Annotated in this window: 19 protein-coding genes; 4 read left to right on the top strand and 15 right to left on the bottom strand. The window is 73.9% G+C overall.

The features are described from left to right. Nucleotides 1-35: 35 nt before the first annotated feature. The 4 genes from OG294_RS15780 to OG294_RS15795 all read right to left on the bottom strand — a co-directional run bounded on the left by OG294_RS15780 (nt 36) and on the right by OG294_RS15795 (nt 3,760). The gene (locus OG294_RS15780; RefSeq protein ID WP_327067136.1) at nt 36-725 is read right to left on the bottom strand and encodes a hypothetical protein; all 690 of its coding nucleotides are present in this window, start codon (nt 723-725) and stop codon (nt 36-38) included. 121 nt (nt 726-846) lie between these two features. Beyond that, the gene (locus OG294_RS15785; protein WP_327071565.1) at nt 847-1,536 is read right to left on the bottom strand and encodes an endonuclease V; all 690 of its coding nucleotides are present in this window, start codon (nt 1,534-1,536) and stop codon (nt 847-849) included. Nucleotides 1,537-1,693: 157 nt separating this feature from the next. Beyond that, nucleotides 1,694-2,377 (bottom strand): RDD family protein, encoded by a 684-nt coding sequence (locus OG294_RS15790; protein ID WP_327067137.1) that lies wholly within the window; start codon nt 2,375-2,377, stop codon nt 1,694-1,696. A 72-nt stretch (nt 2,378-2,449) separates the two neighbouring features. After that, entirely contained in the window at nt 2,450-3,760 is a 1,311-nt protein-coding gene (locus tag OG294_RS15795) for an RDD family protein (protein ID WP_327067138.1), read from the bottom strand. Between the two features lie 352 nt (nt 3,761-4,112). Here OG294_RS15795 and OG294_RS15800 point away from each other — a divergent pair, with 352 nt between their 5' ends. Next, a complete protein-coding gene (locus OG294_RS15800) occupies nt 4,113-4,556 on the top strand; it encodes an SsgA family sporulation/cell division regulator (protein ID WP_327067139.1) in 444 nt (147 codons plus the stop codon). A gap of 47 nt (nt 4,557-4,603) precedes the next feature. Here OG294_RS15800 and OG294_RS15805 read toward each other — a convergent pair whose 3' ends face one another. The 3 genes from OG294_RS15805 to OG294_RS15815 all read right to left on the bottom strand — a co-directional run bounded on the left by OG294_RS15805 (nt 4,604) and on the right by OG294_RS15815 (nt 8,400). Next, entirely contained in the window at nt 4,604-6,025 is a 1,422-nt protein-coding gene (locus OG294_RS15805; protein WP_327067140.1) for a glycosyltransferase 87 family protein, read from the bottom strand. Nucleotides 6,026-6,166: 141 nt separating this feature from the next. Continuing rightward, a complete protein-coding gene (locus OG294_RS15810) occupies nt 6,167-7,585 on the bottom strand; it encodes a HAMP domain-containing sensor histidine kinase (RefSeq protein ID WP_327071566.1) in 1,419 nt (472 codons plus the stop codon). Between the two features lie 101 nt (nt 7,586-7,686). Then, nucleotides 7,687-8,400, bottom strand: coding sequence for a response regulator transcription factor (locus OG294_RS15815; protein WP_327067141.1), 714 nt, complete (start codon nt 8,398-8,400; stop codon nt 7,687-7,689). Between the two features lie 106 nt (nt 8,401-8,506). On the opposite strand from OG294_RS15815, the gene OG294_RS15820 reads away from it, so the two are divergent. Further along, nucleotides 8,507-9,292, top strand: a complete 786-nt coding sequence (locus tag OG294_RS15820; protein WP_327067142.1) for a hypothetical protein — start codon at nt 8,507-8,509, stop codon at nt 9,290-9,292. An 87-nt stretch (nt 9,293-9,379) separates the two neighbouring features. Here OG294_RS15820 and hppD read toward each other — a convergent pair whose 3' ends face one another. Next, nucleotides 9,380-10,528 (bottom strand): 4-hydroxyphenylpyruvate dioxygenase, encoded by a 1,149-nt coding sequence (gene hppD / locus OG294_RS15825; protein ID WP_327067143.1) that lies wholly within the window; start codon nt 10,526-10,528, stop codon nt 9,380-9,382. A 219-nt stretch (nt 10,529-10,747) separates the two neighbouring features. On the opposite strand from hppD, the gene OG294_RS15830 reads away from it, so the two are divergent. After that, nucleotides 10,748-11,251 carry an Lrp/AsnC family transcriptional regulator gene (locus OG294_RS15830; RefSeq protein WP_327067144.1) on the top strand — a complete coding sequence of 168 codons (504 nt, stop codon included), beginning with the start codon at nt 10,748-10,750 and terminating at the stop codon, nt 11,249-11,251. Nucleotides 11,252-11,267: 16 nt separating this feature from the next. Here OG294_RS15830 and OG294_RS15835 read toward each other — a convergent pair whose 3' ends face one another. The 3 genes from OG294_RS15835 to OG294_RS15845 form a co-directional block, all read right to left on the bottom strand. Then, nucleotides 11,268-12,080, bottom strand: coding sequence for a S16 family serine protease (locus OG294_RS15835; RefSeq protein WP_327067145.1), 813 nt, complete (start codon nt 12,078-12,080; stop codon nt 11,268-11,270). 71 nt (nt 12,081-12,151) lie between these two features. Beyond that, entirely contained in the window at nt 12,152-12,802 is a 651-nt protein-coding gene (locus tag OG294_RS15840) for an IclR family transcriptional regulator (protein WP_327067146.1), read from the bottom strand. A gap of 387 nt (nt 12,803-13,189) precedes the next feature. Further along, nucleotides 13,190-15,019, bottom strand: a complete 1,830-nt coding sequence (locus OG294_RS15845) for a DEAD/DEAH box helicase (protein ID WP_327067147.1) — start codon at nt 15,017-15,019, stop codon at nt 13,190-13,192. A 247-nt stretch (nt 15,020-15,266) separates the two neighbouring features. Here OG294_RS15845 and OG294_RS15850 point away from each other — a divergent pair, with 247 nt between their 5' ends. Beyond that, a complete protein-coding gene (locus tag OG294_RS15850; protein WP_327067148.1) occupies nt 15,267-15,698 on the top strand; it encodes an SsgA family sporulation/cell division regulator in 432 nt (143 codons plus the stop codon). 15 nt (nt 15,699-15,713) lie between these two features. Here the strand turns inward: OG294_RS15850 and OG294_RS15855 are convergent, their stop codons facing one another. From OG294_RS15855 to OG294_RS15870, 4 genes are read right to left on the bottom strand one after another with little or no spacing between them, the layout of a single operon-like run. Further along, nucleotides 15,714-18,269 (bottom strand): DUF2156 domain-containing protein, encoded by a 2,556-nt coding sequence (locus OG294_RS15855; protein WP_327067149.1) that lies wholly within the window; start codon nt 18,267-18,269, stop codon nt 15,714-15,716. After that, the gene (locus OG294_RS15860; protein WP_327067150.1) at nt 18,266-19,588 is read right to left on the bottom strand and encodes an alpha/beta hydrolase; all 1,323 of its coding nucleotides are present in this window, start codon (nt 19,586-19,588) and stop codon (nt 18,266-18,268) included. The genes OG294_RS15855 and OG294_RS15860 overlap by 4 nt, the downstream gene beginning before the upstream one ends. Next, on the bottom strand, nt 19,585-20,223 hold the full coding sequence (locus tag OG294_RS15865) for a class F sortase (RefSeq protein ID WP_327067151.1): 639 nt from the start codon (nt 20,221-20,223) through the stop codon (nt 19,585-19,587). Before OG294_RS15865 ends, OG294_RS15860 begins: the two co-directional genes overlap by 4 nt. A gap of 27 nt (nt 20,224-20,250) precedes the next feature. Beyond that, nucleotides 20,251-22,851 carry a phosphatidylglycerol lysyltransferase domain-containing protein gene (locus OG294_RS15870; protein WP_327067152.1) on the bottom strand — a complete coding sequence of 867 codons (2,601 nt, stop codon included), beginning with the start codon at nt 22,849-22,851 and terminating at the stop codon, nt 20,251-20,253. Nucleotides 22,852-23,048: the final 197 nt, after the last annotated feature.

Genomic DNA, 23,048 nt, shown 5'->3' on the forward strand with positions numbered 1-23,048 from the left:
GTCGGTCCTGCACTCGGTCCTCTGCACGGTTGTCATCACCACGTCGGCTGCTCCACCGGTCCGCCGTCCCCGTCGCCGTTCTCGTCCGTCACCCCGGGCCGCGTGGAGTTGCCCTTCCCCGCCGCACCCGGCACCCCGCCACCCGGCGCCACCGCGCCAGGCACTGCTCCAGGTGCCTCCCCCGGCACCTCCCCCGGCGTCACCGCCGGGGGCTCCTGCGGTGCCTCCGCCGCCGTGTCCTTGACCGCCGTCCGGCCGGCGGGCTTCGCTGCCGAGCGCCCGGCAACAGCGCCCGCCACCACCCCGGCGGCGCCCGCGCCGTAGGTGATCGGCGCAGGGGTCGCGGTGCTGACCGACCAGCCGTCGGAGGAGACCTTCAGCGTCTGCGCCGTCCGGTGCTCCTGCTCCTCGTAGTTGGTCGCGGTCAGATCGGCCTTCCGCTGCGCGTCGTCGATCGCCTCGTGCAACGCGCTGAGCACGTCGCGCAGGCCGTCACGCATCAGCTCGTACTGGTCGTGCAGCGCCTTGGCCTCGGCGAACTCGCCGAAGGAGGTGCCGCCCACGCCGGTCCTGGCGTGCGTGGTGGGCCCGTCGGCGCTCGCCTGGAACTCCGCCAGCAGGCCGCGGACCTGGCCCGCGAACGCGCGCAGGCTGTCCACCTCGACCTGGTAGCCCGAACCGGCACCGCCCGTCGAACCCGATCCGCTGCTCCGCTTGTCGGCCACGGTTCGTGCCTCCCCCGTTTCACCCCGTCATGCCCGTCGTGTTCGCGTCAGTCCCGAACCGACTCAGCTTCCCAAGTATTCAACTCAACTCCAACCCCGCCGTGCAACACCCGGCGTCCCGTCAGGAGTCGACCGGCAGGCTCGCCGCCAGCGTCCTGCGGCACAGCGAATCGGCCTGTCGGGTGGTCTCCGGCAGGCGGTAACGCGGCGTCAGCGCGAGGGCGACGGCGACCGCCTCGGTCAGCCCGATCCGGTGACCGACCGACACGAAGACCGGCTTCACCCCTGCGCGGGTACGGAGTGCACGGCCCACCTCCTCGCCGGTGTCCCGGTCGAGCAACGGGGACCAGGCGCCGCGCTCGGGTGCCGGGTCCCAGTGCTCGAAGCCGAACGGCGTCTTGGCGACGCCCAGGGTCGGCAGTCCGGTCAGCACGCCGAGGTGGCTGGCCAGCCCGAGCCGGCGCGGATGGGCCAGGCCGTAGCCGTCGCAGACCACCAGGTCGGGCCGCTGCCGCAGCCCGGCCAGGGCGTCGGCCACGGCGGGGACCTCGCGGAAGGCCAGCAGCCCCGGCAGGTACGGGAAGGCGATCGGGCCGACGGCGGTGGCCTCCTCGACCACCTCCAGGGTGCCGAGGTCGAGCAGCACGGCTGCCGCGGCGACGGTGTTCCGCTCGTCGTCGTACGCCACGTCCACCCCGGCCACCAGCGCGCCGGGGGCGGGAGCCGGCCCCTGCGGTTCGACCAGCGGGCGCAGCCGCCGCTGCTCGGCGAGCGCCGCCTCCTCGGTGCGCGGCCAGCTCGCCAGGTCCACCCGGGCCGGCGCCTCGGCACCCGCGCCGGGCACGCCGCGGCCGTCGGCAGGGCAGTCGGCAGGGCGGTCGGACACGCTCACGGTTTCCCCCGAAGTCGGTACGGACGTCGCGGACCACGCTAGCGCTGCCGCCGGCGCGGTCCGCCCGCACCCACCCTCACCGGGTGGAAACCACCACCGTCTTCGCCGCCTTGTCGTGCAGACACTGCCGGTAGGGCTTGTTGAACACCCCGAACATGCCGTCGACCAGCCACCAGATCCCGCAGCAGATCGCGGCCGGCAGCGTGTAGACCGCCGCGCGGGTCCACGCGGCGGAGCTGACCGGGCTGCTGCCGTCGGCCAGCATCGCGACGCGGACGTTCATCACCTTCTTGCCGAGCGTCTGGCCGTCCCGGGAGAGCATCACGCCCTCGTAGACCAGGTAGAGGGCGTAGTAGACCCAGACCCCGTCGGTCCAGCCGTCCCGGTTGCCGAAGCCGGTGAAGGGCAGCACCACCACGAGCGCGATCACCTGGATGAGCACGTAGTCGATCACCCGGGCCAGGATCCGGTGCGGCCAGGTGCCGAGCGGCGGCATGCCGGCGGGCTGCCCGGCGCCCGGGGCGCCGTAGGGCGATCCCCCCGGCCCACCGCCGTGCGGGCCGCCGTCGTACGGACCGGCGCCGTGCGGGTCGCCCCCGAACGGGCCGCCCGTGTAGGGGCCGGCGCCATAGGCGTTGGTGTCGTACGGGGAGCCGTTGGGCGGGGTCTCCCCGGGCGTGCTCGACGAAGGCGGCTGCTTGTCGAAGGAGGGCTTGCCGCCCCCTTCCGGCTCAGAGCTCGAAGGGTCGTAGGTGCTCATAGGGAGAGTAGAACATCGAAAATCGTATCTTCTATGGATATTTGACCCGTTTTGATGATCGGCGCCTGGGCGTCAGGCCTTGACGACCCGCGTCCGCGCCGCCCGATCGGCCCAGCCGCGCTGCCGCTGACGGTCCGCCAGCAGCACGAGCGGGCCCAGCACGGTCACCATCGTCAGCTGGCCCACCAGCCAGCGGACGAAGGACCGGCCCAGGCTCGGCGGCCGCGGTTGGGTTCGATCGGCGCCGCGGCCACCGTGACCACCGCGACCGTCGCGCCCCTGCGGCCCCGCCTCGGCTCTGACGACCCGTAGGCCGAGCAGTCTCTTGCCGAAGGTGCGGCCGGTGCGGGCCGTCGGCAGCACCTCGAAGAGGAAGCCGCCCAGCAGCAGCGTGCCGAGCAGCAGCGCCACCCGGCCGATGAGGCTGCCGTCGATCAGCCAGACCTGCACCTCGCGGCCGGTCAGGTGACTGGCCGTCCGGGCGCGGTCGAGCTTCAGCTGCACGTCCGCCAGGGTCGCCATGGTCAGCGGGATCCCGACCGCGGCACCCAGGCCGCCCAGCATCAGCACGTCGACCAGCCGGGCCGCCAGCCGCCGGCCGACCGCGCCGGTCACCACCGGCGCGGAAACGTGCGCGGCAGCAGGCACCGGCACGGACGCGGTCACGCGCGCAGGCGGCCGAGCCGCCCGAGCGGGGAGCACCGCAGCACTGGACGTCGGCTCCGCCGACTTCCGGCGCACCACGGCCGCCGCGGGCGCAGCAGGCACCGCCGGGACCGCAGACACCGCCGGGACCGTCGGCACGGCCGGCGCCGCGACGGGCACCGGAACCGGCGCGCGGGCCGGCTCCGGCTCGGCCACGGGCACGGCCGCCACCGGCTCGGCCCGCCGTACCGCCACCGGCGCCGGTTCGGCAGCGGGCGCCGCCTCCTCCAGCGCTCCCCAGGAGACCCACCGCGGCGCCCGCCCGGTCTCCAGCAGCCCGCGCTGCGCCTGCGGGTCCGCCTGCCAGCCGCTGTGCTCCGGCAGCTCCGCCGCGCTCTCCGGCTCCGGCGGCGCCATGGTGAAGACCGCCCCAGCCCCGGTCTGGTCGAGGAAGACCGGCCCGGTCTCGCCCCCGCCGCCGTCCGCCCGCTGCGGCGCCGCGCGCTCCGGCACCGCCGGCGGCGGGATGTACCGCGCGTTGGGGCGCACCGCGGGCCGGGCCGCAAACGCGGGCACCGCCAGGACCTCGCCCTCGGCGGGCGCGGGGCGGCTGGTCCCGGGCACCCAGGTGCCGCCGTTCCAGTAGCGGACGAAGCCCGGCACCGACGGGTCCGGGTAGTAACCGGGCGCGGGGACCGCGGCGGTGTCCGCGCTGGCGACCAACGGCTGGTCCGACATGCAGATCTACTCTCCTGTGATCCGCCGGCGAGGGGTACGCCACGTCGCCGGGCAGTCACAAAGAGTAGTACCTCCGGATCGGCTCCGGCGGAGAGTTGCGGATAAGGACCACGGCCGGGAGCCCGACCCGCTTGACTGGCCCGGTGGTCTGCCTGCCCGGCCGAGCACGCCCCCTCGTGCGCTGCCAGCGCGCACCGAACGCTGCGCGCCCTGCGGCCGGGCCGCGCTCCCGCTCCTCGGAGAGCTTGCGGAAATCGGATCGAAAACCCGTGTAAGAGCCGGGCCGCTCCGCGCTCTCTCCAGGTGTACCGGGCCCACCGCGGGCCCGGACGCGACCGAGAGGATCAGCGACATGGACAGCCGGCCGAGCGTGGTGGAGTTGGAACTCGAGCTCAACCTGGTGCTCTCCCCCGAGCGCAGCGTCCCCGTCCCGGCCCGGCTCTCGTACGGCAGCCACGACCCGTACGCGGTGCACATCACCTTCCACCTGGACACCGGCACCCCGGTGACCTGGGTGTTCTCCCGGGAGCTGCTGGTGGAGGGCACCTTCCGCCCGTGCGGCCAGGGCGACGTGCGGATCTGGCCGACCCGGCCCCACCCGGCGGCCGGGGTCACCCACAGCGGGCGGCAGAGCGTGCTCTGCCTCGCGCTCACCTCACCGGGTGGTGACGCCCTGCTGGAGGCGCCGCTGCCGGCCGTGGCCGCCTGGCTGGAGCGGGCGCACCGGCTGGTGCCGCCCGGCGGTGAGCTGAACGTGCTGGACCTGGACAGCTCGCTCGCCGAGCTGCTGGCCTGAGCGCGTGCCGACGGTGCCGCGGGTCCGGCGCCGACCGACCGGGGACGTCAGCGCGCCGCGGGGGCGCGCTGACCGGCCGCGCCCACCACGTCCGTCCTCGTCCCCTCGTCCGCACTGCCCACCCGCTGTCCCGGAACCAGGGGCGGCAGCAGCGGCTGGCCGGCCGCGCGGCGGCGGGAGCGCACCCGCAGCGCGGCGACCAGCAGGAAGCAGAGCCCGATCAGGGGGTACATCCCCGCCGGCACCTGCTTGAAGATGTTCATCTGCAGGTTGGTGATGCCCTTGTGCGGCACCAGCCACATCGAGAACGAGCAGAACCCGACCACCGTCAGGCGGTGGATCAGCCGCCAGCGCCGACGGCGGACCGCCGGCGGCCTGGAGCGCTCGTGAGCGGCCTCGGCGGCCAGCAGGATCACGATCGGCACGCACCAGATCCAGTGGTGGGTCCAGCTGATCGGCGAGATCAGCAGCGCGGTGACGGCGGCGCAGCACACCCCCCAGGCCTCGCCCCGCGGCAGCCAGCGGGAGCTGCGGTAGGTCCAGGTGGCGACGGCCAGGCCCGCCACCGCGATCAGCCCGGCGGCCAGGGTGGCGACGATGCCGGGGTCGGCCAGGTGCAGGAACCGGGCGGTGACGCCGCGCAGCGACTGGTTGTCGACGATGTAGACCACGCCGACCCGGGAGGAGTCGTACAGATACTTCGTCCAGAAGCCCCAGGTGGCGCCGGGCAGCACCGCCGCCCCGATCGCGAACGAGGCCAGGAAGGCCGCACCGGCCGTGAAGGCGGCCCGGACGCGTCCGGTGAGCAGCAGGTAGACCGCGAAGAGCCCGGGGGTGAGCTTCATGCCGGCCGCGATGCCGATGCCGATGCCCTTCCACTTGCGGTGGTCGGGCGTGGTGACGTCCCAGAGCACCAGGCAGAGCAGGATCAGGTTGATCTGGCCGTAGCGCAGCGTGGTGAAGACCGGCTCCAGCCAGACGCCGAGCCCGGCCACCAGCACCACGCCGACCGGCCGCAGCTCCCGGCGCGGCCAGCCCACCAGCCGGAACGAGAGCAGCGCGGCCAGCCCGAGCAGCCCGATGTTCCCCACCGTGACCGCCACCCGCAGGAACGGGACCGGCAGCCAGGTGGTCGGTACGAAGAGCATCGCCGCGAACGGCGGATAGGTGGCGGGCAGGTTCCACTGGGTGACCCGCAGCGCGTAGAGGTCGTGGCCGTTGGCCACGGCGCCGCCCTCGGCCCGGTAGACCATCATGTCGACCATCGAGGTGCCGATGAAGTGCCGGACGACGGCGTAGGCGAGCAGCGAGCCCAGGGCGATCAGGGCGGCCTTGCGCATCTGCTGCCGCGGTGCTTCGCGTACCGCGCGTATCGGGGACTCCAGCCGGCGGCGCCAGGCCGGGGCATCGGAGGGGACGGGGCCGGGGGCGACCTGTGCGGTCCCCTGGTCCTGCTGCACCGCTGTCACTGCCCGCTCCATCCCGCCGGTCGGTCGACCAGCCATCGACCATACCGGACGACCACCACCCGACCGCCGGTTCGTTCGGGCCGCTACGGGCCGTGAAGATCGTCCTGCGGAGCGGTCGGTGACCGGACCGCTCCGGCTGCCTCAGGCCCCGCGCCGCACCGCACCCCGTCCCGCCCGCCGGGCCCGGCCCAGCCGGCGTGCGGGGGCGACCGGGGCGGGCCGCTCGCCGCCCAGCCGCAGCTGGATCTCGGCACCGCCCAGGGCGGCCGAGCGGCCCAGGGCCAGGTGTCCACCGCTGGCCTCGGCGAGCTTGCGGACGATGTCCAGGCCGAGGCCCGTGGAGCCCTCGCCGCCGTCCCCCTCGCCGCGTCGCAGCGCGGCCGACGGATCGTCGAACCCCGCTCCGGCATCACCGACCAGCACGATCACGCCGTGCTCGGCGGCCGTCACGTCCACCGCGAAGGCGGTGCCGACGGCGGTGTGCCGGAAGACGTTGCCGAGCAGGGCGTCGACCGCGGCGGCCAGGTCGCCGCGCGCCACCGGCACCGGCGCGGGCACCTCGGCGCCGTGCAGCTGCCAGGGCCGGCCCTCGTCCTCGGCCAGCGCCGACCAGAAGCCGACGCGTTCGCGGATCACCTCGGCCGCGTCGCAGCCCGCCACGACGGGCGCGGGCTCGCCGGGGGCGCGGCGGGTGGAGCGGATGATCTGGTCGACCTCGCGCTCCAGCTGGGCGACCGCGTGCCGGGTCGCGTCGGCGGCGTCCCCCTCGCCGAGCGAGGCGGCGTTCAGCCGCAGCACGGTCAGCGGGGTGCGCAGCCGGTGCGAGAGGTCGGCGGCCAGCTCGCGCTCGGCGGCCAGCAGCTGGACCACCCGGTCGGCCATCGCGTTGAAGGCGGCCGACGCCTCGCGCAGTTCGGCGGGGCTGCCCTCGGCCTGCGGTCCGGTCACCGGCAGCCGCACGGCGAGGTCGCCGGCGCCCAGCGCCCGGGCCGCACCGGCCAGCCGGCGGGCCGCGCCGACCAGCCGGGCGCCCATCCGGTCGGCCACCAGCACGGCGAGCGCGACCAGGCCGAGCGCGACCAGCGACAGCACCAGCCAGGCGGTGGGCACGCCGCGGGTCAGGTCGGCGTCGGCGACGAAGACCTCCACCACGGCGACCCGGGCCGGGTCCACGGCGACCGGCTGGAGGCGGGCGTAGCCGCCGGGCACCGCGACGGTGAGCACCCGGCCGCCGGCCGCGGCGGCGATCTCCGCGGCCTGGGCCCGGCCGGTGCCGATGGTCTGGCCGGCGCCGCTGCGGGCGGGGCCGGAGCCGACCGCCGGGAGGTGGACGGCGATGCAGCCCCGGGCGCCGGCGTCGGTGCTGGCCACCGCGCGGGACAGCGCCGCCTGGTCGGTGGTGATCGCCAGCGCCGGGCCCAGCGCGGCGGCCTGGCGGTCGGCGGCGGTGAAGGCGCGCTCCCTGGCGGTCTTCTGGACCATCAGGCCGAGCGGAATCAGGAAGGCGAGCGCGACCATCGTCGTCCCGGCCACGGCCGCCTTGACCAGCACCCAGCGCAGCGACTGGCCGGCGGGCGCGGGCCGCTCGCCGGCCGCGGCGCCCTCCGCCGGCCGTGCACCGCCCGCCGGTGCGACCGGCGCCGGTGTGCCGCCCCGTGGTCTCACGGCTGGTGCTCCGCGCCCGCCGGGGCCGGGGCCGGGGCCTCGATCCGCACCCCGACGCCGCGCACGGTGTGCAGGTAGCGCGGCGTGGAGGCGGTCTCGCCGAGCTTGCGGCGCAGCCAGGACAGGTGCACGTCGATGGTCTGGTCGCCGCCGTAGGTCTGCCGCCAGACCTCCGCCAGGATCTCGCGGCGCGGCACCACCACACCGGGCCGGGCCGCGAGGAAGGCCAGCAGGTCGAACTCACGGCGGGTCAGGTCCAGCGCCTGGCCGTCCAGCACCGCCTCGCGCCGCTGCACGTCCACCGCCAGACCGCCGACCCGCAGCACCGGCGAGACCGGGGCCGCGCCGCCGACGAGCCGGCGCAGCACGGCCGCCATCCGGGCCGTCAGATGCTCACCGGAGAAGGGCTTCACCAGGTAGTCGTCCGCGCCGTCGTTGAGCAGCCGGACGATCTCCGCCTCGTCGTCGCGGGCCGTGGAGACGATCACCGGCACGTTGCTCAGCCCGCGGATCATCTTCAGCGCCTCGCCGCCGTCCAGGTCGGGCAGGCCGAGGTCGAGGATGACCAGGTCACAGCCGACCTGGGAGACCTCGCGCAGCGCCTCGAGCGCGGTGCCGACGCTGCGCACCGCGTGCCCGCACTCGGACAGGTGCCGGATCAGGGCCGAACGGACGAACGGGTCGTCCTCGACCACCAGGACTGTTGCCATGGCCCTGCACGCTACGGCATCGGGCCCGGTGCCGGGCCCGGCACCGGGATCCGGGCCGAAGGGCCCCCGCCGTCACCGGCCGGTGGATACGGCAGGATGGCGGGCGATGCGAAGCGGACTGGTTCAGACGGGCGCCTGGGCGGTGGCCACCACAGCGGGGGTGGTGCTGTCCTGGCTGGGCGTCAATGCCGTCCTGTCCGACTCCGCCTTCGAGGCGCCCAGCGCCCTGCCGCTGCCGGTGGCCGCGCCCGACCAGCCCGCCGGCCTCACCGCCGCCGCACCCGCGCCGTCCGCACCGCCGACCGGGGCGACCCCGCTGTCCGCCGCGCCGACCGACCCGCCGGCCGCCTCCCGGTCCCGTGCCGCGCCCGCCGAGCCCGCCACCCCCGCCCCGCGCCCCACGGCCGGCGCACCCGCGCCCACGCCGCCGACGACGGCCGCACCCGTGACCGCCCCGGCGCCCGTGACCAGGCCCGCGCCCAGCGGTGCGGCGGACCCCAGAAGCACCACCAGCTCCAGCGGCACCACCAACCCCAGCGGCAGCGGCGCGACCACGCCCGGCAGTTCCGACGACGACAGCCCGGGCGGCACCCCGGACGACGACGCGCAGGACCCGCTGAGCGCCGCGCTGGGCACCCAGGGCTCGGCGGGCACCGTGGGCGCCACCACCGGCACGGTGCACAGCTACCTGGTGCCGGGCGGCCGGGTGGCGCTGGACCTCGGGCCGGACAGCGCCGAGCTGGTCTCCGCCGTCCCCGACCCGGGCTGGCAGATGCAGCTGTGGAACGGCGACGAGTGGCTGCGCATCGACTTCTCCCGCGGCAACGCCGCCAACTCGGTCTTCGTCACCTGGAACGGCCACGCCCCGGACGTGCAGACCGTGGTCCGCTGACCGCCCTGTCGGCCGTCGGGAGCCGCGCGCAACGCCGCGCACCCCGGGTCGGCGGCGACCCGGGGTGCGCACCGCGCAGTGGACGGCTCAGAGGTTGCCGCGCTTCTCCTGCTCGCGCTCGATCGCCTCGAAGAGCGCCTTGAAGTTGCCCTTCCCGAAGCCCATCGAGCCGTGCCGCTCGATCATCTCGAAGAAGACGGTCGGCCGGTCCTGCACCGGCTTGGTGAAGATCTGCAGCAGGTAGCCGTCCTCGTCGCGGTCGGCCAGGATCTTCAGCTCGCGCAGCTCGTCGATCGGCACCCGGGTGTCGCCGACCCACTCGCCGAGCGTGTCGTAGTAGCTGTCCGGGGTGTCCAGGAACTCCACGCCGGCCGCCCGCATCTGGCGCACCGTCTGGACGATGTCGTTGGTGGCCAGCGCGATGTGCTGCATCCCGGGGCCGTTGTAGAACTCCAGGTACTCGTCGATCTGCGACTTCTTCTTGGCGATGGCCGGCTCGTTGAGCGGGAACTTCACCTTGCGGGTGCCGTCCGCGACCACCTTGGACATCAGCGCGGAGTACTCGGTGGCGATGTCGTCGCCGACGAACTCCTTCATGTTCGTGAAGCCCATGACGTTGTTGTAGAAGGCGACCCACTCGTTCATCTTGCCGAGCTCGACGTTGCCCACGCAGTGGTCGATCGCCTGGAAGTTGCGCTTCTTGAGCGGCTCGACGATGGGCGCGCGGGTCACGAAGCCGGGCAGGTACGGGCCCGAGTAGCGCGAGCGGTCGACCAGGGTGTGCCGGGTCTGGCCGTAGGTGGCGATCGCGGCCAGCACCACGGTGCCGTGCTCGTCGTTCACCTCGTGCGGCTCGACCACACCGGTGGCGCCGTGCCCGGTGGCGTAGGCGTACGCGGCGCGCACGTCCGGCACCTCGATCGCCAGGTCGATCGCGCCGTCGCCGTGCTCGGCGACGTGCTGCTCCAGGAACTTGCCGTACTCGGTGGTGGCCTTGATCACGGAGGTGAGGACGAACCGGGCGCTGCCGGACTCCAGCACGTAGCTGGCGGTCTCCCGGTGGCCGGTCTCGGGGCCGCGGTAGGCCACGCAGCGCATCCCGAAGGCGGTGGAGTAGTAGTGCGCGGCCTGCTTGGCGTTGCCGACGGCGAACTCGACCGCGTCCATCCCCCGGACCGGGAAGGGGTCGACCTCTCCCGCGTGCGCGGGGACGGACTGAGCGGCGGTATCGGTCATGACGGCCTCCCTGTAGGGCGTTGGACCTCGACGCGCCCCGAGGGTGTGGGGCGGGGGTGAGCCGGGTTCGGCATGGGGGTGCTTCGCCACGGGCTGTGCAGGGAGCGTGGCGCTGATCACAGCATTAAGCAACTGTTCCATTTTGCTCTGGTCAAGCTGTGCCGTTCGGCGGGACAATTCGTGCGTCGCCTGTACAGGTTGCCCAGCGAAAGGGCCATCGTGCTGAACTCTCCCATCGACGCCCTGGACGGCCGGCTGATCGCCCTGCTGGCCCAGGAGCCGCGGATCGGCGTGCTGGAGTGCTCGCGCCGCCTGCAGGTGGCCCGCGGCACGGTGCAGGCACGGCTCGACCGGCTGCAGGCGCGCGGCGTGATCGGCGGCTTCGGTCCCGAGGTGGAGCCGGCCGCGCTCGGGTACCCGGTGACGGCCTTCGCCACCCTGGAGATCTCCCAGGGGCAGGGCGCGGACGCCCGGGCGCACCTGGCCGCCGTCCCCGAGGTGCTCGAGCTGCACACCATCACCGGGCAGGGCGACATGCTCTGCCGGATCGTGGCGCGCTCCAACGCCGATCTGCAGCGGGTGATCGACCGGGTGGTCGGCTTCGACAGCATCGTCCGGGCCTCCACCGCCATCGCACTGGAGAACCCGGTGCCCTACCGGGTGCTGCCGCTGGTCGCCCAGGCCGCGGCGGAGGGCGCCCAGCAGGCCGCCGAGTCCGACTGAGCGCTCGCCCTCGGTGTCAGCAACTGGGCAGCGGGCCGCCGCTGTTCAGCGCGTTGAGCGCGTTCAGCGAGTCGGTCAGCGTGTTCACCGGCACCAGCCGCAGCCCGGCCGGCGGGTTCACCTTGGCGTCCGAGCACTCGCCGCGCGGCACCAGGAAGACGGTCGCCCCGTCGCGCGCCGCCGCGTGGGTCTTCAGCTGGACCCCGCCGACCGGGCCGACCGTGCCGTCGCTCGTGATGGTGCCGGTCCCGGCGATGTTGCGCCCGCCGGTCAGGTCACCGCCCTTGCCGTTGCCGACCAGCTTGTCGATGATCGCCAGGCTCAGCATCTGCCCGCCGCTGGGGCCACCGATGCGGCCCAGGTCGACGGTGACCTTGACCTGGTCCGGCGACAGGTGCAGGTAGTCGAGCGCGGCCATGGTCGCGTCGTCCTGGGACTGGGTCATCTCCTGGGTGGCCGCGCTCGGGTTGCTCGGCGGGTAGACGGCCTGGCGCGGCAGCACCGCGACGTCCGGGTCCAGCCAGCCCGAGACCGCCTGCTCCAGGGTGAGCGAGTCCCCCGGCCCGGTCGCGCTGATCGTGACGACCCGCAGCGATCCGCTGGTCCGGCGCACCGGCGCGCCGGTGATGGTGAGCACCTGCTGGCCCTGGTAGCTGTTCAGCGCGTCGGCGGTGTCCCCCGGCCAGGTCTTGGTGAACGGCAGCGGGGCCAGGAACGAGAACGCGAGGAACCCGGCCAGCACGACGGCGCAGAGCAGCACGGCCCGCAGCCGGATGGTCGGACGGCCGGACGGTTTCGGGTCAGCGGTGAGCGCAGGCACGTAGGGCATCCAAACACACCGGCGCCCCTCATTTCCCCGACGGCCCGTCGAACACACGGCGGCCGGGGCGCACCGTCCGCTCAGCGCAGCGCGTCGGCCACCTCGGTGGCGGCCTCCACCACCCGCGGCCCGACCCGCTCGGGCACCAGCCCGTTGAGCATCACCACGCCGACGCTGCCCTCGATGCCGCTCAGCCCGACCAGCGCGGCCGCCGCACCGCTGGCGCCGGACTGCTCCTCCGCCCGGGTGATCACGAAGCTCTGCTCGGGCCGGCGCTGGCCCGGGAACTTGCGGGCCTCCAGGATCGCCCGGCCCGCGGCGCTCTCGTCCAGCGGATGGCGCAGGCCGGTGCGGTAGGCCACGTGGAAGTCGGTCCAGCTGGGCTCCACCACGGCCACGGCGAGCGCCTCGGTGCCGTCCACCAGGGTCAGGTGGGCGGTGGCGCCGAGGTCCTCGGCCAGGCTGCGCAGCGCCGGCAGCGCGGCCTCGCGCAGCAGCGGGTGCACCCGGTGGGCCAGCCGCAGCACGCCCAGGCCCACCCGGGCCCGGCCGCCGATGTCACGTCTGACCAGGCCGTGCTGCTCCAGGGTCGCCAGCAGCCGGTAGACCACCGTGCGGTTGACGGCGAGCCGGGCGGCCAGCTCGGTCACGGTCAGGCCGCGTTCGGAGTCGGCCAGCAGTTTGAGGACCCTGACGCCGCGGTCGAGGGTCTGGGAGGTCTCTGCGGTCACGACACGCATTCCTTTCCGCGGTGGTCGGCAGCCTCGGCGGAGGGCCGGGACGGGACGGTGGTGTCGCGCGCAGGGGTGGTGGACGCGGTCCAGGCCGGCTGCGTCGTCGTCGGCACACGCGGCTCTGAGCGCTCCGGTCGGCGGTCGTGCCTGCGTGAGAGCGTGGGGGAAAGGTAATAACTGATTCGCCGCTGCGGAAGTGGTTGTCCAAAATTCGGTCATGATCGATATTTCCGATTCGGACCTATCGGGGCAATGCCACCAATTTCACCGGAGCACGGCGATGGTTCGGGTGCCCTGGGTTCGGACTTCGGACACCCTCACCTCCACAGCATCTCCCCAGTGGACTCCCAGCGAATCGTTAGCGGAATCGCACCGGGCGGGGCATCAGTTCGCCCACTTCCTGACCATCGCGATCCGGGCCTTGAGCTGATTGGCCGTGGCCTGCGCGGTGAGCGGGCCGCCGCACTGGCGGCGCAGCTCGTTGTGGATCGTCCCGTGCGGCTGGTTGGTGCGGTGGTGCCAGGCGGCGACCAGCCCGTTCAGCTCCTTGCGCAGGTCGCGCAGCTCCTGATGGGTCACCACCGGGCGCTGCTCGGCCGGCAGCTCGAGCAGGTCGGCCTCGTCGGCGGGCTTGCTCTTCGAGCGCTGGATCTGCCGGCTCTGGCGCTTCTGCAGCAGCAGGTGCACCTGGTCGGGTTCCAGCAGGCCGGGAATGCCGAGGTACTCCTCTTCCTCCTCGCTGCCCGGGTGCGCCTGCATGCCGAATTCCATGGCGTTGTAGAGCACCCGGTCGAAGACGGCGTCGGAGCCGAGCGCCTCGTAGGAGAGCTCCTCGCCACCCGCGCCGTCCGGTCCGTCGTTGGCCCGCTCGGCCTCGGCCAGCAGCCGGTCCTCCTCGTCGAAGAGGCCCTCGCTCTCCTTCTTGGGCCGGTCCAGCACGTGGTCGCGCTGCAGCTCCATCTCGTTGGCGAAGCCGAGCAGCATCGGCACCGAGGGCAGGAAGACCGAGGCGGTCTCGCCGCGCTTGCGGGCGCGCACGAAGCGGCCGACCGCCTGCGCGAAGAAGAGCGGGGTGGAGATCGAGGTGGCGTAGACGCCGACCGCCAGCCGCGGCACGTCGACGCCCTCGGAGACCATCCGGACCGCGACCATCCAGCGGTCGTCGTTCGCCGAGAAGTCGGAGATCCGCTGGGAGGCCTCGGCCTCGTCGGAGAGCACCAGGGTGGCCTTGTGCCCGGTGATCTCGCGGATCATCTTGGCGTAGGCGCGGGCCGCGTTCTGGTCGGTGGCGATCACCAGACCACCCGCGTCCGGGATCGCCTTGCGCACCTCGGTCAGCCGCTTGTCCGCGGCCCGCAGCACGTTGGGGATCCACTCGCCCTGCGGAGCGAGCGCGGTGCGCCAGGCCTGGGCGATCAGGTCCTTGGTCATCGGCTCGCCGAGCCGGGCCTCCAGCTCGTCGCCGGACTTGGTGCGCCAGCGCATGTTGCCGCTGTACGACAGGAAGATCACCGGACGCACGACGTGGTCGGCCAGCGCGTGCCCGTAGCCGTAGGTGTAGTCGGCCACCGACTTGCGCAGCCCGTCGGTGTCCGCCTCGTACTGGACGAACGGGATCGGGTTGGTGTCCGAGCGGAACGGCGTCCCGGTCAGCGCCAGCCGGCGGGTGGCCGGCTCGAAGGCCTCGAAGCAGGCCTCGCCCCAGGACTTGGAGTCGCCGGCGTGATGGATCTCGTCCATGATCACCAGCGTCTTGCGCGCCTCGGTGCGGTTGCGGTGCAGCATCGGGTTGACGCCCACGCCCGCGTAGGTGACCACGATGCCGTGGTAGTCCTTCGAGAGCGGCCCCGAGGAGTAGGCCGGATCCAGCCGGATGCCTATCCGCGCGGCGGCCTCGGCCCACTGCTTCTTCAGGTGCTCGGTCGGCGCGACCACGGTCACCTGCTGCACCAGGTGGTTGTGCAGCAGGTAGGAGGCCAGGGTGAGGGCGAACGTGGTCTTACCGGCGCCCGGGGTGGCGACCGCCATGAAGTCCCGGGGCTGCTTCTCGATGTACGTGTCCAGCGCCCCCTGCTGCCAGGCGCGCAGCTTGCCCGCGGTGCCCCAGGGGGCACGCCCGGGGAAGGCCGGCGACAGGTGGTGCTGCCCGGCCGCCGCGGCCGGACGGGCCTGCGGCTGCGCGGTCGGCTGCGCGTCTGAGAACAGGGGCGACATGGCGGACGAGGCGGCAGTACTCACGGTCTCCGAGGGGGATCGTCGCAGGTCAGGGCGGTGGAGCGGCCCGGGTGTGCGGTGGATGGGCGATCGGACAACCCGCCTAGCCTACCGGGCTGCGCCGTCATCGAGGGCTCGACACCGACGGACGCCACGTGACCGGGATCACCCCGCGAACCCGGGTAATCAACCCGCTCCCCCGCACTCTCTCCTGTCGTACGCGCACCACCCGACCCGAGGAGCCCCCATGTGCAGCGCCGCAGTCGAGCAGTCCGTCCAGGCCGCCCTGATCCTGTCCAGCCACTGCTCCACCCGGCTGCAGGTGACCCTGCGCTACCGGGCGGCCGACCCGCTGGCGGTCCGGCTGGTGTTCCCCGGCGAGTACTCGCTGGACGAGGTGGCGGCGCCGTCCGCGGCGGACGAGGTGGTCTGGGTCTTCGCCCGGCAGCTGCTGGCCACCGGGCTCGACCTGCCCGCCGGGCTGGGCGACGTGCACATCAGGCCCTCGCGCGGTCCGCACACGATGGTCGAGCTGCGGGCACCCGAGGGGATCGCCCTGCTCCGCTTCGAGGCGGGGGACCTGCGGCGCTTCCTGGCGGCCAGCTACCGCTGCGTGCCCGAGCACCAGGAGGGCCGCCACCTGGACGCCGACCGCGCGCTGGCCGAGCTGCTCGGCTGACCCGGGCCGCGCGGCTCAGCCCGAGAGCCTGCGCATCAGCCGCATGCCCTGGCTGGGCGTCAGGTGCGGCAGGTAGGCCTTGCCGATCGCCCGGGTGATGCTGGGCAGCGCCGCCGGGTCGGGGTAGAGCATGTACATCGGCCGGTACTCGGGCTGGAACTTCGCCTTGAAGGCGAGCAGCGAGCGGAACCCGTAGACCGGTTCCAGGCTCTTGCCCATCCAGTCGAGCATCCGCTGCAGCGCGGTCTGCGGCACGCCGCGGTCCGCCCGGGCCAGCGGCGCCCCGGACAGGCTCAGGAACTCGGCGCCCTCCTCCTTGAAGCCGAGCGCCGCGGAGGCGATCAGGAACTCCATCACGCCGCGGAAGCCGTCGGCGCGCCGGCGCATGAAGTCCAGCGTCCAGCCGATCGGCTCGCCGTCCCGGTAGACCGGCATCCAGCTGGTCAGGCCGTGCACCGTACGGTCCTGGTCGACGGCGACCAGGATCCGCACCGCCGGATCGGCCAGCTCGTCCAGGCCGCCCAGGGTGAACCCCATCTCGGGCAGGCCCTTGTCGGCCACCCACTCCTCCGAGATCGAGCGCACCTGGTCGCGCACGGCCATCGGCGCGTGCTGCCAGCTCCACCACTCGGCGGTGATGCCCTCCTTGCGGGCCTTGTTCAGCGAGGTCCTGATGTCCTGCCACTTCTTCCCGGTGAAGGCCAGGTCCGCCAGCGGCACCACGGTGTCCTCGGCGACCTGCAGCGAGCGCCAGCCGAGCCGCTCGCCCTCGTCCAGCGTCTGCGGGGTGACGCTGTAGAAGCACGGGGTCCAGCCGCGCGCGTCGCAGTACGCCGCGAACCCGGCCACCGCCCGCCGCCGCGCCGCCGGCTCGCCGAACGGATCGCCGGTGGTCAGCGCCACGGTGGAGATCACCCGGTACGGCACGGCGGCCTCGCGCCCCTCGTCGAACCAGTAGTGGTTGCCGTCCCAGGTGGCGATGAAGGAGAGCGTCGAGCCGCCGTGCCGGGTCAGCAGCTCGCGCGCCCGGGCCGCGTCCGCGGCGTCCGCCTGCACGCTGGGACGGCGGAAGGCCAGCAGCAGCGAGAGCAGGGTGACCACCCAGAACAGCAGCCCGGTATAGGCCGACAGGGCCTGCGAGGTGCCGCCGACGGCCACCGGGGAGGTGAGGATCAGGTCGTTGTAGGCGGGCGGCAGGAACTCCGAGGGCAGGCCCCGCAGCAGGACGGGCAGGGTGGCGTCCGGGTTGTACTGGTCGCGCACCAGCCAGCCGATCCCCAGGTAGGCGAGGCACGCGGCCAGCAGGGTGCCGCCGGTCACCAGGCCCAGCCGCTTGAGGTCCCGGGCGGGCAGCCGCAGCGAGAAGCGCTTGCGGGTGATCAGCAGCAGGAGCAGCACCAGCACCGGCATCAGCAGCGCCTCGCCGACCAGCTGCCAGACCTCGCCCTGGCCGCCGAGGTCGCCGGCCTGGCCGAGCAGCACCTCCAGCAGCCAGCTGAGCAGCGCGATCCACAGCAGTTGGACGACCGCGATGCACCACCAGGCCAGCCGCAGGCCGCGGCGCAGCCCCTCGGCCAGCACCAGCAGCAGGACCGGGATCAGCGCCGCCATCAGCCGCCCCGGCGAGTCGTAGAAGTGCAGCGCCGACTTCAGGTGCGCGCACTCGTCGGCCGACACCGAGCAGGCGTAGGCGATGTCCTCGGCGCTGGGCGGGCGGGAGAAGTAGAGGTCGCTGAAGGTGTTGAACGGGCCGTAGGCGTCCCGGTAGAGCGAGGCGATCAGCGGCCCGAGCGCGGAGCCGGCCACGCAGAGCGCGACGAGTACCCGGGTCTCGGCGTGCGAGGGCCGGCGCGGCCGCCAGGACACCCGCTCGCGGACCAGCAGCAGCCCGGCGGCCAGCCCGAAGGCCGCCGCGACCAGGCGCTGGACGGCCTGCAGGTGGCCGACGTAGAGCATCAGCACCAGCGGCACCAGCACCACCACCAGCTGCAGCCGGCGCCGCCACAGCGCGGTGAGCCGGAAGCTGACCGCACCGGCGAGCGCGAAGAGCCCCGGCGCCGGGCCGACCGCGACCTGCTCGTTCAGCCCCTGGGTCCAGGTCTCGCCGACCGCGATGCCCAGCCGCACCAGGCCGGTGCCCAGCAGGACGCCGACCACCTGGCCGGCGATCACCACCGCGCCGGCCCGCCACCGGCCCAGCCGCCGCTCGGCGATCGGCCCGATCACCAGCAGCGCGGCGGTGGTCAGCAGGTAGGCGGCGATGCCCGAGCACCAGCACAGCGAGCTGAGCGGGGTCCACCAGCGCCCGGCCTCCAGCGTCGGGATGCCCACCCCGACCCGGGAGAGCAGGTGCGGCGAGGGGCCGCTGCCCAGGCTGCCGGTGGCGGCGCCGACCACCCAGAGCAGCACGGTCAGCGCCACCGTCAGCGGCGCCTCGCGCAGCGCCCGGGCCACCGGCGGCCAGGCCCGCAGCCCACGCCGCCAGGGCGACTCGGGCCGCGGGGTGACGGGCTGCGCGGCACCGGCGTCGGTGGTCGCGGGCCCGCTCCCGGGCGGTTCCGCCGGGCTCATCCGATCAGCCCGAGCTGCTGGGACAACCAGGTCAGCTGGCCGCTCAGCCCGGCCCGGAAGGTGTTCCAGTCGTGGCCCCCGGGCACCTCGGTGAAGGTCGCCCTCATGCCCGCCGCGACGGCGGCCTGGTAGACCTTGCGCTGCTGCGGGCCGTACTCGCCGTCGCTCTTGCCGACCACGAACGCGGCCGCGGTGTCGGGGAACTTCTGGCGGGCCATCACGTGCAGCGGGTCCACCGCGTCGAAGGCCGCCTCGTTGCCGCCGAAGGCCGCCTGCACGGTCTTGTCGTGGCTGCCCAGGGTGGGCTCGTCCTGGCCGGAGATGTCCAGGAAGGAGCCGTAGACCTGCGGTGCGTTGACGGCCATCTGGAGCGAGCAGGTGCCGCCGAGCGAGAGCCCGCCGATCGCGAAGGCGCCGCGGCCGGTGCCGGTCTGCAGGTGGGCGTGCACCCAGTCGGGCACGTCCTGGGCGAGGTAGGTCTGCGCCTTGGCGATCTTGGAGTCCATGCAGAGCGTGTTGGCCCAGTCGGAGCCGGTCGGGTCGACCACCACGACGATCGGCGCCAGGCCCTGGTGGGCGGCGGCGAAGGAGTCCATGGTGCCGGCCAGGTCGCCGGAGTTGACCCAGTCGGCCGGTCCCCCGGGCTGGCCGGCCATCAGCACCAGCACCGGCAGCAGCGGGCGCGGCGCGGTGGCCTGGTAGGCCGGCGGCAGGTAGATGTAGGCGTCGCGGGGATCGAAGCCGGACTTGTGCCCGGGTATCGCCGTGGTGGTGATGGTGCCCTTGGCCGGCAGCCCGGCCGGGCTGTGCCAGACCTCGGCCAGCGTGCGCCCGGCGGGCGCGCTCAGCGTGCTGGTGGCCCTGCCCGCCGAGAAGGTCGGGGTGTGCTGGATCCAGGGGGCCAGCAGCACCCGCAGGGTCGGGTACTGGTCGTACTGCCGGTTGATCTCCGAGCCGGACATCAGCAGCACCAGCAGCGCCGCGCCCACCGCCGCGAACCGGCCGCGCCAGCGCAGCGGGGGCAGCCGGAAGAGCGCCAGCAGCAGGCCGAGGATCCCGATCCCGACCCAGAACACCACCTCGCGGGTGAGCCCGTCGGGCCACGGCTGCCACCAGTCGTTCACCACGGCCCGCACCAGCACGGTGAGCGCCGCGGTCAGCAGCACGGCGCACGGGAACCGCCGGCTCCACCAGTGGGTGCTGCTGGAGACGGCGAGGCCGACCAGCGCGAGCCAGCCGAGCGCCAGCACCAGGATCGGGATCACCCCGCTGGTGATCGGCCAGTCCAGCGGACCGTCCCACGCCAGTGCTGCCGTCACTGTGCCCCCCGATGACCTGTCAGATGTGCGAATACCACCACGTTGCCGTGGTAGCCCTGTCCTTTGGTGAACCCGCCGCCACAGGTGATCAACCGCAGTTGCGCGTCCGGGGCCTGGCCGTAGACCCGGTGGTCCGGGAAGTCCGAACGGTCGTAGACGTCGACGGCGTCGACCACGAACCAGGCGGTGGTGCCGTCCTGCCGGGCCACGTCGACCTGGTCACCGCGGTGCAGCGCACCCAGACCGTAGAAGACGGCGGGGCCGGCGGCGGTGTCCACGTGGCCGACCAGCAGCGCGGTACCGCGCTGGCCGGGCGTCACCCCGTCACGGTACCAGCCCGCCAGATTGCGCCGATTGTCCGGCGGGGTGGCCAGGTGGCCCTCACCGTCCAGCCCGACCCCGGTCACCGGGGCGTCCACACCGACCGCCGGGATCCTGACCCGCACCGGCTCCGAGGCCCGCATCGGGGTGCCGCTGAGCGCGGCCGGACGGATCGCGCCGTCCTCCCCCGCCTCGGCGGCGGACGGCGCGGGCGGCAGCGAACCGCGGCTGCCGTCCTGCACCAGCCAGGCCCCCACCACCACCGTCGCCCCCAGCGCCACCGCCGCCGACCAGGGACTGCGCTGCCTGCCCACGCCGGCTCCCGTCCGCAGATCCTCGGCTCACCCCTGCTCAGCCAAACCGGAGGCCTGCCCCGCCGCATCGGCTGTGCCGCCGGACGGGTGAGCCGCGCCCCGGCGCAGCGAGCCGCGCAGCCTGGGCCGGACCAGGAACCCCTCGGCCAGCCCGTTGGCCACCGCGATGGTGGGCAGCTCGGAGGACTTCTCGTAGAGCAGGAAGCGCGGCTCCCAGCTGGGCTGGTACTTGGCGTTGGCCCGGTACAGCGACTCCAGCTGCCACCACCGCGACAGGAAGCGCAGCACGGCCCGGCACAGCCGCAGCACCGGTCCGGCCCCCAGCTTGCCGCCCTGCTCGAAGACGTAGCGGAACATCGCGAAGTTCAGCGAGACCCGGGTGAGCGGCAGCGCACCGGCCGCCCCGGCCAGCAGCAGCTCGGTGACCAGGAACTCCACCAGACCGTTCTCCGACTCCCGGTCGCGGCGCATCAGGTCGAGCGAGAGGCCGTGCGCGCCCCAGGGCACGAAGCTCAGCAGCGCGCAGGTGCGGTCGTTCTCGTCCCGGCACTCGGCGAGCACGCAGTCGCCGTCGGCGGGGTCGCCGAGCCGGCCCAGCGCCATCGAGAAGCCGCGCTCGGTGCGGCCGTGGCGCCAGGCGTCGGCCAGGTGCACCAGCGCGGTCAGTTCGTCCGTGGGGATGTCCCGGTGGCGGCGGATCACCGCGCGGTAGCCGGCCTTGCGGACCCGGTTGTGGGCCTGGCGCAGGGTGCGCATGCTGCGGCCCTCCAGGCTGAAGGCGGTCACCTCGACGATCGCCTCGTCGCCGAACTCCAGGGCCTTGAGGCCGGTCCGCCGGTAGACCGTGCCGGCCTGCTCGCCCGCGCCGGTGACGGCCGGCACCCAGGCGTTGGCCCGGGCCAGCTCCCGCCAGCACGCGATGGCCTGCGGCCACGCCTCCGGGTCGCCGATCGGGTCGCCGGAGGCCAGCGCGACCCCGTTGACCACCCGGTAGAGCACGGCGGCCTTGCCGGAGGGCGACCAGCAGACCGACTTGTCGCGGCGCAGCGCGAAATAGCCGAGCGAGTCGCGCGCCCCGTGCCGCTCCAGCAGGGCGCGCAGCCGCTGCTCGTCCTGCGGCTGCAGGTGCACCCGCCCGTGCGGGGAGCGGAAGAAGACCCGCAGCACCAGCAGGAAGAGCGCGGCGCCGAGCACGTTGATGGTCAGGTCGGCCCAGCGGTCGACGCTCACCTGCGCGGTCACGTCGCCGAAGCCGGAGACGGTGAACAGCCGCACCACCGCGTAGCCGAAGCAGTCGCCCCAGTCCGCCTGCGGGGTGGTGCCGGCGTGCACCAGCACGGCGCCGAGCACGGTGACGAGCAGCCCGCCGATCAGCAGCACGGACAGGCCGAGCACCAGGTTGCCGCGGGCGCCCCGGGCGTGGAAGGCGCGCCGGCCGGCCAGCAGCACGGCGAGCAGCAGTGCGGTGAGTGCGAAGGAGACCCAGTTGAAGGGGTGCGCCCGGTCCTCGGGCAGCACCGCCAGGGCCACCGCGAAGGGCACCGTGTAGATCGCCGCCACCGCGGTGGCCACGATCCAGGCCGCCCGCTTGCGCCGGCGCAGCATCACCGCCAGCAGGGCGGCGAAGAGCGCGGCCGTGAACCCGGCGGTGACCAGCACCGGGGTGAAGAACTCGCCGCTGTTGGCCCGCTCCACCCGCTCCCGGAACGGGGCGATCAGCCCGGCCAGCAGGTTGAGCGCGGCGGCGATCCGCGCGTACCACTCGGCGCTCACGGCGCAGCGCCGGCGCCACGGCGGCAGTGGGCGGGCCGGCGCGGGGGCGGGGACGGGTACGGGGACGGCCGCGGGGGCCTCGGCCGCGGCCGGCGCAGCCGCCGTGCCGTCGGGTACCGCGTCCGGGGCGCCGGCCAGCAGGTTGTACGCGCCCACCTTGAACGCCTCCATCCGCCGGTGCACCCGGGCCTCGCGCCGCTCGGCGCGGGCCATCCGCTTGGGGCGGCTGCGGTAGCGCCAGCGGGCCCACGGGCTGCCGGGTCTGGCCAGCCGGATCGCCCCGACCACGGCGAGCACCGGCAGCATGACGCCGATCAGCCCGGTCCACAGCTTGCCCTTGAGCAGGCTGACCACCACCAGGAGCAGCAGCACCGCGGCCCCGGCCAGCTGCCCGATCGAGGGCTTGCCGCTGATCCCGCCCAGCGGCAGCTCGCCGACCAGCACCAGCGCGATCAGCGCGATCGCGAGGATCACCGCGTCCACCGACTTGCGGCCCTGCTCGCTCCAGTAGACGTCCTCCAGGTGCAGCACCAGCGCGAACTCGTCCAGCACCAGGCCGCAGCCCGCGCCGAAGGCGATCGCCAGTCCGTCGCGCGCCAGGCCGTGGGTGCCGTGGTAGGCGAAGCTCGCGACTCCGGCCACCACCATCAGCGCCTGCCCGAAGACCACGTGGTGGATGTGCAGGCCGCCGGGGGTCACGTTGCCCGGCCACCAGGAGGTGCCGCGCCGGATCATCCGGGTGCTGAAGCGGATGAACAGGAAGGCCGTGATCAGGCCGATCAGCAGCAGGAAGAGCGGCTCCCGGCCCGGCTCGACGATCCGGGAGTGGTACGCGTCCCGCAGCGACTCCCACATGACGCCTCGGCTCCTCCCGCCCCGCACCGCACAGCCCGCGTCCAATCTGATGATCTTTGCGGCCGGGACGCGACTCGACACGCCGTGCGGCTGCGCTTATCGGGCGTTTGGGCATCGCCATCCCGGTGCGCCGCGATAGAGCGTGCGATGCTGTGGGACAAATCGCCCATAACGGTCTTTCAGCGGACTAATCGCCA

Source organism: Kitasatospora sp. NBC_01302 (assembly GCF_035976515.1).
GTDB lineage: Bacteria > Actinomycetota > Actinomycetes > Streptomycetales > Streptomycetaceae > Kitasatospora.